Annotated in this window: 14 protein-coding genes; 10 read left to right on the plus strand and 4 right to left on the minus strand. The window is 33.5% G+C overall.

Annotation, left to right across the window (positions count from 1 at the left end; all coding sequences use genetic code 11):
• Positions 1-66 precede the first annotated feature (66 nt).
• The 5 genes from KAOT1_RS03415 to KAOT1_RS03435 all read left to right on the plus strand — a co-directional run bounded on the left by KAOT1_RS03415 (position 67) and on the right by KAOT1_RS03435 (position 5,468).
• Positions 67-1,839 (plus strand): AraC family transcriptional regulator, encoded by a 1,773-nt coding sequence (locus KAOT1_RS03415; protein WP_007093297.1) that lies wholly within the window; start codon positions 67-69, stop codon positions 1,837-1,839.
• An 84-nt stretch (positions 1,840-1,923) separates the two neighbouring features.
• On the plus strand, positions 1,924-2,211 hold the full coding sequence (locus KAOT1_RS03420) for a hypothetical protein (protein ID WP_007093298.1): 288 nt from the start codon (positions 1,924-1,926) through the stop codon (positions 2,209-2,211).
• 140 nt (positions 2,212-2,351) lie between these two features.
• Entirely contained in the window at positions 2,352-3,212 is an 861-nt protein-coding gene (locus KAOT1_RS03425) for an alpha/beta hydrolase (RefSeq protein ID WP_007093299.1), read from the plus strand.
• The gene (locus tag KAOT1_RS03430; protein ID WP_007093300.1) at positions 3,213-4,016 is read left to right on the plus strand and encodes an alpha/beta hydrolase; all 804 of its coding nucleotides are present in this window, start codon (positions 3,213-3,215) and stop codon (positions 4,014-4,016) included. It abuts the gene before it with no gap.
• A gap of 633 nt (positions 4,017-4,649) precedes the next feature.
• Complete coding sequence (locus KAOT1_RS03435) at positions 4,650-5,468, plus strand: hypothetical protein (protein ID WP_007093303.1); 819 nt, start codon at positions 4,650-4,652, stop codon at positions 5,466-5,468.
• Between the two features lie 3 nt (positions 5,469-5,471).
• Here the strand turns inward: KAOT1_RS03435 and KAOT1_RS03440 are convergent, their stop codons facing one another.
• Complete coding sequence (locus KAOT1_RS03440) at positions 5,472-5,678, minus strand: hypothetical protein (protein WP_007093304.1); 207 nt, start codon at positions 5,676-5,678, stop codon at positions 5,472-5,474.
• Positions 5,668-5,994, minus strand: a complete 327-nt coding sequence (locus tag KAOT1_RS03445) for a hypothetical protein (RefSeq protein WP_007093305.1) — start codon at positions 5,992-5,994, stop codon at positions 5,668-5,670. The genes KAOT1_RS03440 and KAOT1_RS03445 overlap by 11 nt, the downstream gene beginning before the upstream one ends.
• An 80-nt stretch (positions 5,995-6,074) precedes the next feature.
• On the opposite strand from KAOT1_RS03445, the gene KAOT1_RS22680 reads away from it, so the two are divergent.
• Positions 6,075-6,224: a hypothetical protein gene (locus KAOT1_RS22680; protein ID WP_007093306.1), complete on the plus strand. Its 150-nt coding sequence runs from the start codon at positions 6,075-6,077 to the stop codon at positions 6,222-6,224.
• Position 6,225: 1 nt separating this feature from the next.
• Here KAOT1_RS22680 and KAOT1_RS03450 read toward each other — a convergent pair whose 3' ends face one another.
• Complete coding sequence (locus tag KAOT1_RS03450; protein WP_007093307.1) at positions 6,226-6,813, minus strand: CHAP domain-containing protein; 588 nt, start codon at positions 6,811-6,813, stop codon at positions 6,226-6,228.
• Between the two features lie 126 nt (positions 6,814-6,939).
• Here KAOT1_RS03450 and KAOT1_RS03455 point away from each other — a divergent pair, with 126 nt between their 5' ends.
• Together KAOT1_RS03455 and KAOT1_RS03460 are read left to right on the plus strand one after the other, a co-directional pair.
• Positions 6,940-8,892, plus strand: a complete 1,953-nt coding sequence (locus tag KAOT1_RS03455; protein ID WP_007093308.1) for a YgiQ family radical SAM protein — start codon at positions 6,940-6,942, stop codon at positions 8,890-8,892.
• Positions 8,893-8,955: 63 nt separating this feature from the next.
• Positions 8,956-9,630, plus strand: coding sequence for an RluA family pseudouridine synthase (locus KAOT1_RS03460; RefSeq protein ID WP_007093309.1), 675 nt, complete (start codon positions 8,956-8,958; stop codon positions 9,628-9,630).
• Positions 9,631-9,640: 10 nt separating this feature from the next.
• Here KAOT1_RS03460 and KAOT1_RS03465 read toward each other — a convergent pair whose 3' ends face one another.
• A complete protein-coding gene (locus tag KAOT1_RS03465) occupies positions 9,641-10,126 on the minus strand; it encodes a hypothetical protein (protein ID WP_007093310.1) in 486 nt (161 codons plus the stop codon).
• 63 nt (positions 10,127-10,189) lie between these two features.
• On the opposite strand from KAOT1_RS03465, the gene KAOT1_RS03470 reads away from it, so the two are divergent.
• On the plus strand, positions 10,190-10,801 hold the full coding sequence (locus tag KAOT1_RS03470; protein ID WP_007093311.1) for a glutathione peroxidase: 612 nt from the start codon (positions 10,190-10,192) through the stop codon (positions 10,799-10,801).
• A 63-nt stretch (positions 10,802-10,864) separates the two neighbouring features.
• Complete coding sequence (locus tag KAOT1_RS03475) at positions 10,865-12,022, plus strand: trans-sulfuration enzyme family protein (protein ID WP_007093312.1); 1,158 nt, start codon at positions 10,865-10,867, stop codon at positions 12,020-12,022.
• The last annotated feature ends 16 nt before the right edge of the window (positions 12,023-12,038 follow it).

Raw genomic sequence — 12,038 nt, forward strand, 5'->3', positions numbered from 1 at the left:
ATTAGAAAATTTAGCTGTATCAATAGGTAAAGAATGTTTATATTGTTCTATATATAAAATGACTTTATGTTGAATTTTAAGCAGTATTGCTGTTCCTCAATTTTCAAAATATATCTATTACTTATTTTCCTTTGCGGAAGTATCTTTGCGAATGCTCAACCGGATTCTTTAGCGACAAAATCGTATGAAGAGCTCCATCAAAATTTCTTCAAAACGATCAATAAAAACCCGGAGAAATCGCTCATCTATCTAAATGTTGCATATAAAATCGCTAAAAAGGAAAACGACACCATCAAAATTATTGATGTATTGTCTAAAAAAGCCTATAGCAAATCATTAGTAACCAAAAACGAAGAAGCTTTACAAGACATTGAAGAAGCAACAGTATTGGCAAAATCTACAAAAAACTATTCGTTGCTGAGCCGACTTTATAGTCAAAAAGGAAACATAGCCACCATCATGGGCGAACACATCAAAGCGCTCGAAGCACAAATAAAATCGAAAGATTATGCGGTATTAAGTGGAAATAAAAGTAACGAACTCAAGGCGTTAATCAACATTGCTTTTATCAAACAATTGAATCAAGCTTATGATGAAGCCATTGCAATTTATAAAGAAAGTTTAAACATTTTAGATGAATTGAACATTAGTACAGCAGAGAAAAATTATGATAAAATTTCGTTGTATAGCAAGTTGTGTGATGCATATTTAAGAAAACAAGAGCTCAATAATGAAAATGAAGATGATTTGGCATCTGCAGAATATTACAACAATCTTGGCTTAGAAATATGTTCAAAAAAAGAAAATACAATTGATTATTACCTTCTTTTAATGAACAAAGCGATTATTTATTTTGAAAAAGAAGAACACTCAGAAAGCATACAATTAACCAACGAAATCATAGCTCACGCCGAAAAACAAAACGACGACGTTTTACTATCAACAGCATATTTCTACATGGGGAAAAATTATGATGCGCTCGAAAATCATTCGAAAGCTATAATGTACCTTGAAAAGTTTTATGAAATTCTCAAAAAATCTGAAAAAGTCTTCTCTAACGAACGACAATTGCATGCGTTACTTGCGTTAAATTATTCTAAAATTGGTAATGGTAAAAAATCGAAATTTCATTACAAAGCGCAAGAAAGATTGTTACAAAAAGAACGAAAAGAACATGTTGAGGTTGTCTCAACCATTCATACCAAACATGATATTGAAGAAATAAATGACAAATTGGAAGTGCTTTCGGCAGAATTTGAAGCAGAAGAAAAACGTAAAAAGCTATTATATATTATCTCTGCACTATTACTCATGTTGCTTATAGGAAGTTTTATTTTCTACAGAACAAAAGTAAAACGTATTCAAAAAAGGGCAGAAGCGGTCTTGCAAAAAGTAATACAGTTAGAAACTCAACAAGAAAAACAAAAAGAAGAAAATCAGAAAACAGGAACCAGCATTTCTGAAAAAGTTACCGACAAAAAAGCAGCGATACTCTTAGAGAAACTAGCGCAATTTGAAGCGAAAGAAGAATACTTATCAATACACTGTAGTTTAAGCTATGTTGCGGAAAAAGTAAAATCAAACACTTCCTATGTTTCCAATGTAATAAACAATTACAAAAACAAAACCTTCAAATCATACATTACCGAATTACGAATCAATGCGGCACTAATTCGTTTAAAAAATGATGAAAAATTGCGTTCATATACCATACAAGCAATCGCGGAAGAATTCGGTTTCAAACGACAAGAAACTTTTTCAAAAGCATTCAAATCTCAAACAGGAATCTATCCGTCACAATACCTAAAAAAGCTGCGAGAAGACTTAGAAATTGATTGATAGTTTATAAACTATCAATGGTAAACTCCTGAAAACACTCGTTTTTTTAGTTTCTTTACATTCCTAACATTAAATTGTATTCTAATGAAGAAAAAGAATTTAGCATCGTTAAAATTAAGAAAAAACAAAATTTCGAATCTCAACTTATTAAGAAAACAAATAGGAGGAATCAATACAACCGATACATTTACAACCACAGAATCGGAATCCAATCCTGATTCTATACCGCAAACTTATGCCTGTCAAGCAACAGAAACATGTCAAACCAATTATAGTTGCGAAGATTGTAATACAAACGATACTACTAGGGGAAATCAGTCGCAAAGTTTACAAGTTGCTTGTCATGCTCTTGGATCATTAATGGGTTGTTAAAAACCAAAAATTAGTCCAAACTAAAAAAAATAAAAGCATTTGATTCTTGCAAAATCAGGTGCTTTTTCTGTCAATACAGATTTCTTCTCAGCAGTTTCACAAACTTTTCCTATCTTAAAGCTTCAAAACAAAAAGCATACATGTCATATTGGGCAATAGGAATTGTGAGCGTTATATTTATCTACATCATAGCAAATGTAGTGCTATACTTTTTGCAAGAACGCTTTATCTTCAAAGCTGAAAAACTACCAAGTGATTTTAAATTTGACTATGAAAACCAAATCTTTGACGAATATAACATAGAAGTTGATGAAGGTGTAAACATCAATGGAATCCATTTCAAAGTTCGCAAACCAAAAGGAGTTGTCTTATATCTCAAGGGAAACTCTAGAAGTATAAAAGGTTGGGGGAAATTTGCGGTCGATTTCACACGTCACGGTTTTGATGTGCTCATGGTAGACTATCGTGGTTACGGAAAAAGTACGGGAAAACGAACTGAAGCAGGAATCAAAAAAGATTTGCAATACGTATACGATCGACTCAAAGAACAAGTTGATGAAAAATTTATCACACTTTACGGAAGGTCATTAGGTTCTGGCTTTGCTACAAAACTAGCTTCTAGCAACAATCCACGATTGCTCATCTTAGATGCACCATATTACAGTGTAAAACACATTACAAAACGATTTTTACCTATCATGCCAATGTCGCTCATTTTGCGATTTCCTGTAAAAACCTATCGTTGGATTGAATATGTAAAATGTCCCATAAAAATCATTCATGGCACGAGCGACAAACTCATTCCATTCAAAACCAGCGTAAAACTATCCAAAATAAATCCAAAATGGACACGACTATATCCAGTGATTGATGGCGGACACAATAACTTACACACGTACCCACAATACCATCGTTTTCTAGAAGAAATATTACATTCGGAACTGCCAAAAGAAATAGATCCAAAAAATTCCAGCCTCAATTTCAGAAGAAAAAAAACATAAATGAAGTATTTAAAAACATTTGGGTTTACTATCATTGCAATATATTTATTCATCACAAGTATGTTAGTAGGTTTTCAGGAAAAAATCATATTTCGAAGCGAAGTATTGCCACAAGATCACGTATTTACGTCGTCACTTCCCTTTGAAGAGCTATACCTAAAAGCTACTGATGATGCCATACTACACGGATTACACTACAAACAAGAAAACCCACAAGGAATCATACTCTATTTTCACGGAAACGCTAGAACCATAGATTATTGGGGAAAATGGGCAGAACAACTTTCAACTCAATACAACTATGATGTCGTTATCATGGACTATCGCGGTTACGGGAAAAGCATGGGGAAACGCAGTCACAAAAAAATGCTAGATGATGCATTACTATTCTATGACTATGCGCAAACAAAATTCACTCCAGAAAAAACAATCATATTTGGTCGTTCACTTGGCGGCGCATTCGCAACACATGTGGCAAAGCAGCGAAAAGCAAAACTACTCATATTAGAATCTACCTTTACCAATGTTTTAGACATCGCACGCAAGCAATTTTGGTTCTTACCATTAAAATGGTTGCTCAAATATCCTTTCCAAAACGATAAAAACATCAAAGAAATCTCCATGCCTACGCATATCATACACGGAACAGATGACGAAGTAGTGCCGTACAGTCATGGACAAAAGCTCTACAAAAAATCAGGAAGCAATTTCAAAAAATGCTACACAATAAAAGAAGGTTTACACAACAACCTAATTGATTATCCAGAATACTTTCAAGCTCTAGACAGCATTCTAAAAAAATAATAAAAGCAATGAATTGATATGAAAACGCAAAACCAGTTCATTAAGCAAATCTCAAAAAGATTTTAATAATACTCGAATAACGTTCATTGAGCGAAGTAGAAGTGAGATATTGAGTACGTTTATCAATACGCGCTATTATATTGCTTCAATTGATGATGAACTATTGGGTGAAAACTCATTCTTATCATAGAAGATGCTCAAGAAACAGTTGATGCTTCGAGTTTGTTGGAAACTATAAAAAGCGCTAAAGATTTTGCCAAATTCGAAATCCCAAAAGCCATTTATACAGTAAAGAACTTTACTGAAACCAACACGGAAAAAGTACAACGTTTGCAGACTTTAATTTCACTTGGTATTTGAAGTTTAATGGTTTAAAGGTTTATGTGTTTATAAGTTTAACAGTTTACACTTTGAAATATACTGGAAGTAAATATTTTAACCCAAAACCCAAAACCCAAAACCCAAAACCCAAAACCCAAAACCCAAAACCCAAAACCCAAAACCCAAAACCCAAAACCCAAAACCCAAAATACCTTTCAGAAATATATTAAAAATAAGTCTTAAAAAAGTGTTGAAAAATGATAGAAGCATTATTTTTATTACCTTTTGTCACAATTATAACAAACTGATTGCATGAAGTTTTCCCGCATTTTACTTCACATTTTGATAGTAATTCTACTTACGATACTCACACAAGTTGGCGGAGTTGTGTATGTACTATATTTATTGTTGAAGCGTTATATAAAATTGAATGGCTGGAAGAAAAAAATAACAAATATTGGATTGTTTTTGGCATTGTATAGTGTTTGGTCATTCATATTGATTCCTAGTTTGGCAAGAAATTTATATGGTAGAAAACCACTTCCTATTACAAATACAGCTTTAAAACCTTTACGAGCCTATACTTTTTTGATGAATCGGCATTATGTAGCTGAAGATTTGTACGATGTGTTACTTGCAGAAGCAACCGCAATGCAAAACGAATTTCCAGGAACAATAACGTATTATTTGGATGGCTGTTTTCCGTTGGGTAAAAAATTTCCATTGTTGCCACATTGGAGTCATAACGACGGACGTAAAATCGATTTGGCTTTTTATTACACAGATGCAACTACAAAAAAATACAGAAACGGAAGTCCGTCATGGTTGGGTTACGGCGTTTGCGAATCGCCCACAGCAAAAGAGGAAAATATGCCTGAATTTTGTGCGGAAAAAGGATACTTTCAATATAGTTTTTTGGAAAAAATAGTCCCGCAATACAAAAAAGGAAATTATGTATTTGATAAAACGCGAACCAAAACGTTCATTCAGAAATTGACAGCTTCTTCAAAAATAAAGAAGATTTTTATTGAACCACATTTAAAAGCGCGGATGCATTTGAGAAGTTCTAAAATACGTTTTCATGGTTGTCACGCAGTTCGTCATGACGATCATATTCATGTGCAATTGTAGTAATTATTTTGATTTTTTTGGACTGATTTTACTTTCAAGATCAATCAACTTTTCTAGTAATTTATCATCTTCAACATAAAACATTTCAGGACAAGGATTTTCTGGTCGTACAGCAACCATAAGTAATTGTCCTAATCTAAAATCAGGATTTGCTTCCCAAACTTCTTCAAGTTTTTCTAAAATTTTCGGAATACGATTTTTATCTCTCATGTTGCGGACGATTGTTAGCGTAATATTCCTTCTTTGCCTTTTTATTCTTATAATAACCAACAACGACTAATGAAAGCGGAAAGAAAAGGATAATGCCAATCCATTTTAAAACAGTCAAAAAGATATTTCCATTTTCATCATCAGCAGATTTTACGCCTGTCAACTCTTGATATTCTGAAAACGTTGCGGTTTTCTTTCGTAACAATTCGTGTGCGGCATCAACTTCGTAACTGTTATATTGACTTGGATTTTTGATAATTTCCAACAATTCTTCTTGTGATTTATCTTTAAATTCTTTTACGTATTTGTCTTTCATAGATGCTCTTATTCAGTATGTGGGAACTTTAAAAATATTATTTTTGTCACAATTTAGATATTTTGCATACTAATAATGATATGAAAACTATTTTTATTATCGCTATTATTATTATTATTATTGGTTGTGTGTTTTTTGCTTTTTTATTTCCAAAAGGATCTAAAATCCTAGGAATGCCTGCGGAAATGTTCTTTAAAAAAGACGATTCTGATGAAAAAGATATTGACTAAATTATTCTTTTCGCAACCAACCTACAATTTTTTTATCTAGAATTTTCCAACGATTATTTTCTTGAATTAAGTCATACGAAACGCGTGTATCGCCAAATGGTCCTGCGTTTTGTTGTATGATGCTTACTGTGTTTTCGGAAACTTCTGTGACAATCGCGACATGTCCAAAACGATTGTACCAAGAAGCTTCAAACACTACAATATCGTTTGTTTTTGGTTTCGAAATACTTTTGTTGGTATACTGAATCAGGTTTCGTTGCACATTGCGTTTTCCGTCTTTAACCTTCGGATTAAAAAAATCTTTGGCATGTCCGTAACTATCAGGCATTTTGTGATTTAAATGCTCGTAATAATAGCGTTTTACAAATTCTACACATTGAAATTCCAATCCGAGATTATATCCATCTTTCGTTACATTTCGTTTCTCTACATGATTTACAGCGCCATTATAAAAAACTGTTACATTATTGAAAGCATCTATGGATTCGCCAACGCTTCGAAAAGGATTCAGATTGACATGTTGTGAAAGTTTCAACAAACCTACACCACAAAGAAGAATTATAAAAAGGAACAGAAATTTTCGTTTCATGCTGAAAAATAGTGAATTCTTAATTTATAGAAAGCAACACTAAAAGGAAAATATTTTTGCTGCAAATCTCTACAGAAATGCTTTAATATTGAGTTATAACGCTAATAAGCGTATATTTGCAGTCTTATGCAAGCAAATAAACTTTCAGATTGGTTACCAACAACGAAACGCGAAGTTAAAATTCGTGGTTGGGAAGAATTAGATGTCATTCTATTTAGCGGAGACGCGTATGTAGATCATCCTTCATTTGGACCAGCTGTTATTGGTCGTATTTTGGAAAGTTATGGACTTAAAGTTGCCATTGTTCCGCAACCAAGCGTACACGATGATTTACAAGATTTTACAAAACTAGGAACACCAAAATTATTTTTTGGAGTCACGGGCGGTTGCATGGATCCGATGGTGAGCAATTATACAGCGAGTAAAAAACGTAGAGATAAAGATGCGTATACACCAAATGGAGACAAAGGATTTCGACCAGATTATGCGACTTCTGTATATTCAAATATTTTAAAAGAAAAATTTCCAGATGTTCCTGTATTAATTGGAGGAATTGAAGCTTCCTTACGTCGTGTAACGCACTACGATTATTGGAGCGATAAACTAATGCCAACTATTTTAGAAACGTCTAAAGCAGATATGTTGGTGTATGGAATGGGAGAACAACCGTTACGAGAAGTGGTAAAACTATTGCAAAAAGGAGTGCCTTTTTCCAGTCTGAGAACAATCAAGCAAACGGCTTTTTTGGTACACAAGAATGAAAGTATTCCTAAAAATAAAAATTGGGATGATGTCGAAATTGAATCGCATGAAGTATGTTTAAAGAATAAGAAAAAATTTGCTTCTAACTTTAAAATTATAGAGCAAGAATCTAACAAACTCAAAGCAAGACGAATTTTTCAAGGAGTCAACGGGAAAACATTGGTGATAAATCCGCCATATCCTACCATGACCGAAAAGGAGATTGATGCTTCTTTCGATTTACCGTACACACGTTTGCCACATCCAAAATACAATAAACGTGGACCGATTCCTGCATTTGAAATGATTAAAACTTCGATAAATATTCATCGTGGTTGTTTTGGTGGTTGTAGTTTCTGTACGATTTCGGCACATCAAGGAAAATTTATTGCAAGTCGTAGTAAAGAATCTATCCTAAAAGAAGTTGATAAAGTTGCGAGTATGCCTGATTTTAAAGGCTATTTGTCAGATATTGGCGGACCATCGGCAAATATGTATCAAATGAAAGGTAAGGTTCAATCTATCTGTGATAAATGTGTTGCGCCTTCGTGTATTTCGCCTGTAATTTGCAGTAATTTAGATACATCTCACAAACCATTAACCGAATTATATCAAGCGGTAGACAGTCATCCAAAAGTAAAAAAATCATTTATTGGAAGTGGAATTCGTCACGATATGTTAGTGCCAGAATTTAATAAAAATGCAGATCCGAAGGAATTGGATGATTACACAGAAGAAGTGATGACCAAACATGTTTCTGGACGTTTAAAAGTTGCACCAGAACATACTTCTGATCCTGTGTTAAAGTTGATGCGTAAACCGTCGTTTCAATATTTCCATAAATTTAAAGAGCGTTTTGATAGAATCAACATCAAAAAGAAATTAAAGCTTCAGTTGATTCCTTATTTTATCTCAAATCATCCAGCTTGTGAAGTAGAAGATATGGCAAATTTGGCTGCGGAAACCAAAAATATGGGCTTTCAGTTAGAGCAAGTACAAGGTTTTACACCAACTCCGATGACAGTTGCCACAGTTATTTATTACAGTGGATATCATCCGTATACATTAAAACCGACGAAAACGCCAAAATCTAGGAAAGAAAAGGAAGAACAACATCGTTTTTTCTTTTGGTATAAAAAGGAAAATAGAGGTTGGATTCGAAAAACCTTGAGCAAACTAGGTCGAAAAGATTTGGTAGAAGCATTGGTTCCTGAAGAAGAAAACAATACTTGGAAAAGCATCAAACCGAAAAAAGTAAATAATACGTTTGACAATGCGATTCCTGCGCACCATTCTCGTTCAAAGAAGAAACGCAAGCCTAGAAAAAAACGACGTTAAATCACACGCGAGTTTCACTTTATTACATAAAAATTCTTTTGAAATTTGAAAACGGAATCACAAATGTCGAAGCTTGAAATTATACACGAAAACAAGGATTATATTGTTGTAAATAAAGCTTCAGGATTGATAAGTGAAAAAAGTCCGTATGAAGCTGTTACGGTTGAAGATCAGGTATTTCAACATATTCTAAAAAGCAAGCGAAAACCGTATGTTGGTATCATTCATCGACTAGATCGTGTCACAAGTGGCGTGTTAATTCTTGCTAAGAAAAAAAGCATTCTGGTTGCTTTTAATAAATTATTTAGCAGTCGAAAAGTTCAAAAAACGTACTTGGCAATTGTTAAAAATAAACCTACCAAGAGCAAAGGAAATTTAGTCAATTTTCTCATAAAAAATAACAAAGAAAAGAAAGCAGAAATTGTTACAACCAAATCAAAAGAGGCACAAAGTTGTATGCTTTCGTATGAAGTAATTGGTAAAAATAATATTGGTTATCTCTTAGCTGTAAAGCCAAAAACAGGCAGATTTCATCAAATACGCGCGCAATTGGCAAACATCGGGCTTCCTATTGTGGGAGATTCTAAATACGGTTCTGATGTATCGTACAAATCACTTTCTATTTGTCTCCATGCTTGGAAATTGACTTTTGAAGATGTTGAAACTAAAGAGCAAAAAACCTTTGAAGCATCGCTGCCCAATCATGATTTTTGGAAATTTGATACCGAAGTGATTTAGAAAGTTTCAATTATTCTTTATCGGGTTCTAATTCAAAACTTTTCAAATCCCAACGTTTTATTGATGAGTTTCTACAAGTTTGTGCGAGTTGATATGAGTGATTTTCTAAATTTCTTAAAGATGTTTTAGAAACATTTGATTCATAATTAAGAAGACTTTCAGAGAAATTTTCCATTGCTTTTTTTACGTTACTATCTTCTACAATAGACATTGGTCCCCAGAAATAAGTATAAAAATTTTTGCGACTGTTTTTATAAGATTCTGAATTTAGTTCAAACTGCGTAAGTTCAGCTGCAGCTGTTGTCACTTTTACATATAGATCAAGTTGCTTTTGCCAAAAAGAATTTTGAAATGAATGCAGATGTTGTACTTTATTTTCGTCTGACTGCGTTTGAATTTGTCTTTCAAGTGCTTTTAATTGATTTCGTTGTCCAATGTAAAAAATAAATATAGTGACAATAAAACCTACAACAGTAATATAGTGTTCAGTGTCCATAAAGATGATTTATCTATAAAATTAACTAAATACTTTCGTATTTTTACAAAAAACAAAAATAGAATGAGAATATTTACGCTTGTACTTGTTTTATGTATTGTAAGTTGTACATCAAAACCAAAGGAAAAAGTAAAAGAAACAGCTTCAAACCAAGTAACTACCACAAAAACAACACCCGAAAAAACTATGGAAAAAGGATCAATTCATCAATTTACAGTAAAAGATATCGCTGGAAACGACTTTAAATTAGCTGATTTAAAAGGAAAAAAAGTACTCATTGTCAACACAGCTTCCGAATGTGGATTAACGCCACAATACGAGCAATTGCAAGATGTGTACGAAACATTTAAAGATAAAAATTTCACAATTGTTGGTTTTCCTGCAAACAACTTTGGTGCCCAAGAACCAGGAAGCGATCAGCAGATTGCTAAATTTTGTAAAGCCAATTATGGTGTCACTTTCCCGATGATGAGCAAAATCTCCGTAAAAGGTTCAGACATGCACGAAGTATATCAATTCCTAACACAAAAATCACAAAACGGATTGCAAAACTCGGAAGTTGCATGGAACTTTCAAAAGTACTTAATCAACGAAAATGGTGAATTAGAAAAAGTAATCGCGCCACAAACACTACCAAACGACGAAAGTATTATTTCTTGGATTGAAGGGAAATAACATCAAGATAATCCAATAAAAATCACTTCTTAAACAACACAATTATTACTAAATTTTATACGTGTGAAAAATAAAAAATTAGGACTCAATACCGTTTGTACACATACGGGAGAAGTACAAGACAAACAATTTAAAGGAGCGGTATCGCCACTATATATGAGCAGTTCGTATGCATTTGAAGATATTGATGAAAAACGGTATCCACGTTACTTTAATACACCAAATCAGCAAGCATTATCAAAAAAAGTTGCAGCGTTAGAACATACGGAAGCTGCCATGATTTTTGGTAGTGGAATGGCTGCGATAAGTACAAGTTTGCTCGCGTTTTTACACAAAGGAGATCATATTGTATTGCAAAATGCATTGTATGGCGGCACGATGAATTTGGTATTGGAAGAATTTGACAAATACGGAATTGAATATACATTTACGAAAAGTTTAGATATAAAAGATTTCAAAAAGGCAATTCAGAAAAACACAAAAGTCATTTATATTGAAACGCCTTCTAATCCGTTGCTGAAGATTACAGACATTCGAAAAATTGCCAAATTAGCTAAAAAACACAATTTGGTTTCCATGATCGATAATACCTTTGCAAGTCCTGTAAATCAGTTGCCAGCTACGATGGGAATTGACATTATTATTCACAGCGCGACGAAGTATTTTGGCGGACACAGTGATATTTTGGCTGGAGCTGTTGCTGCTTCCGAAGCACATATGAATCGTATTTTTCAACTAGGAAAAAACCTTGGTGGAAGTTTAAGCGACTTTACAGTTTGGATGTTAGAAAGAAGCATGAAAACCTTGGGAATTCGTGTGAAAGAGCAAAACAAAAATGCTCTGAAATTGGCGAGTTATTTAGACAAACATCCTGCGGTAGCGAAAGTATATTATCCTGGATTGCGATCACATGAAGACTACGAATTGGCGAAATCGCAAATGTCAGGTTTTGGTGGAATGATGTCATTTGAATTAAACCCTGAATACGATGTTGCCACTTTTTTCAAATCATTAAAACTGATAAAACCTTCCATGAGTTTGGCTGGAGTAGAAAGTACTATGTTGAGTCCGACGCAAACCTCACACGCGCTTTTAACTCCAGAAGAACGCAAAAAACAAGGAATTGCCGATGGTTTAATTCGTTTCTCTGTAGGAATTGAAGAACGAAAAGACATCATTGCAGATATTAAACAAGCGATAAAAAAGTCGAAGAAGAAGTAGGAATGTTTTAGTATAA

Origin of the sequence: Kordia algicida OT-1, from assembly GCF_000154725.1 — a bacterium.
GTDB classification, from domain to species: domain Bacteria; phylum Bacteroidota; class Bacteroidia; order Flavobacteriales; family Flavobacteriaceae; genus Kordia; species Kordia algicida.

Excerpts from the sequence above, each read along its gene's own strand:
- KAOT1_RS03425 (WP_007093299.1), top strand. The coding sequence starts at position 2,352 with ATGTCATATTGGGCAATAGGAATTGTGAGCGTTATATTTATCTACATC.
- KAOT1_RS03455 (WP_007093308.1), top strand. The coding sequence starts at position 6,940 with ATGCAAGCAAATAAACTTTCAGATTGGTTACCAACAACGAAACGCGAA.
- KAOT1_RS03420 (WP_007093298.1), top strand. The coding sequence starts at position 1,924 with ATGAAGAAAAAGAATTTAGCATCGTTAAAATTAAGAAAAAACAAAATT.
- KAOT1_RS03440 (WP_007093304.1), bottom strand. The coding sequence starts at position 5,678 with ATGAGAGATAAAAATCGTATTCCGAAAATTTTAGAAAAACTTGAAGAA.
- KAOT1_RS03460 (WP_007093309.1), top strand. The coding sequence starts at position 8,956 with ATGTCGAAGCTTGAAATTATACACGAAAACAAGGATTATATTGTTGTA.
- KAOT1_RS03415 (WP_007093297.1), top strand. The coding sequence starts at position 67 with ATGTTGAATTTTAAGCAGTATTGCTGTTCCTCAATTTTCAAAATATAT.
- KAOT1_RS03435 (WP_007093303.1), top strand. The coding sequence starts at position 4,650 with ATGAAGTTTTCCCGCATTTTACTTCACATTTTGATAGTAATTCTACTT.
- KAOT1_RS22680 (WP_007093306.1), top strand. The coding sequence starts at position 6,075 with ATGAAAACTATTTTTATTATCGCTATTATTATTATTATTATTGGTTGT.
- KAOT1_RS03450 (WP_007093307.1), bottom strand. The coding sequence starts at position 6,813 with ATGAAACGAAAATTTCTGTTCCTTTTTATAATTCTTCTTTGTGGTGTA.
- KAOT1_RS03445 (WP_007093305.1), bottom strand. The coding sequence starts at position 5,994 with ATGAAAGACAAATACGTAAAAGAATTTAAAGATAAATCACAAGAAGAA.
- KAOT1_RS03470 (WP_007093311.1), top strand. The coding sequence starts at position 10,190 with ATGAGAATATTTACGCTTGTACTTGTTTTATGTATTGTAAGTTGTACA.
- KAOT1_RS03430 (WP_007093300.1), top strand. The coding sequence starts at position 3,213 with ATGAAGTATTTAAAAACATTTGGGTTTACTATCATTGCAATATATTTA.
- KAOT1_RS03465 (WP_007093310.1), bottom strand. The coding sequence starts at position 10,126 with ATGGACACTGAACACTATATTACTGTTGTAGGTTTTATTGTCACTATA.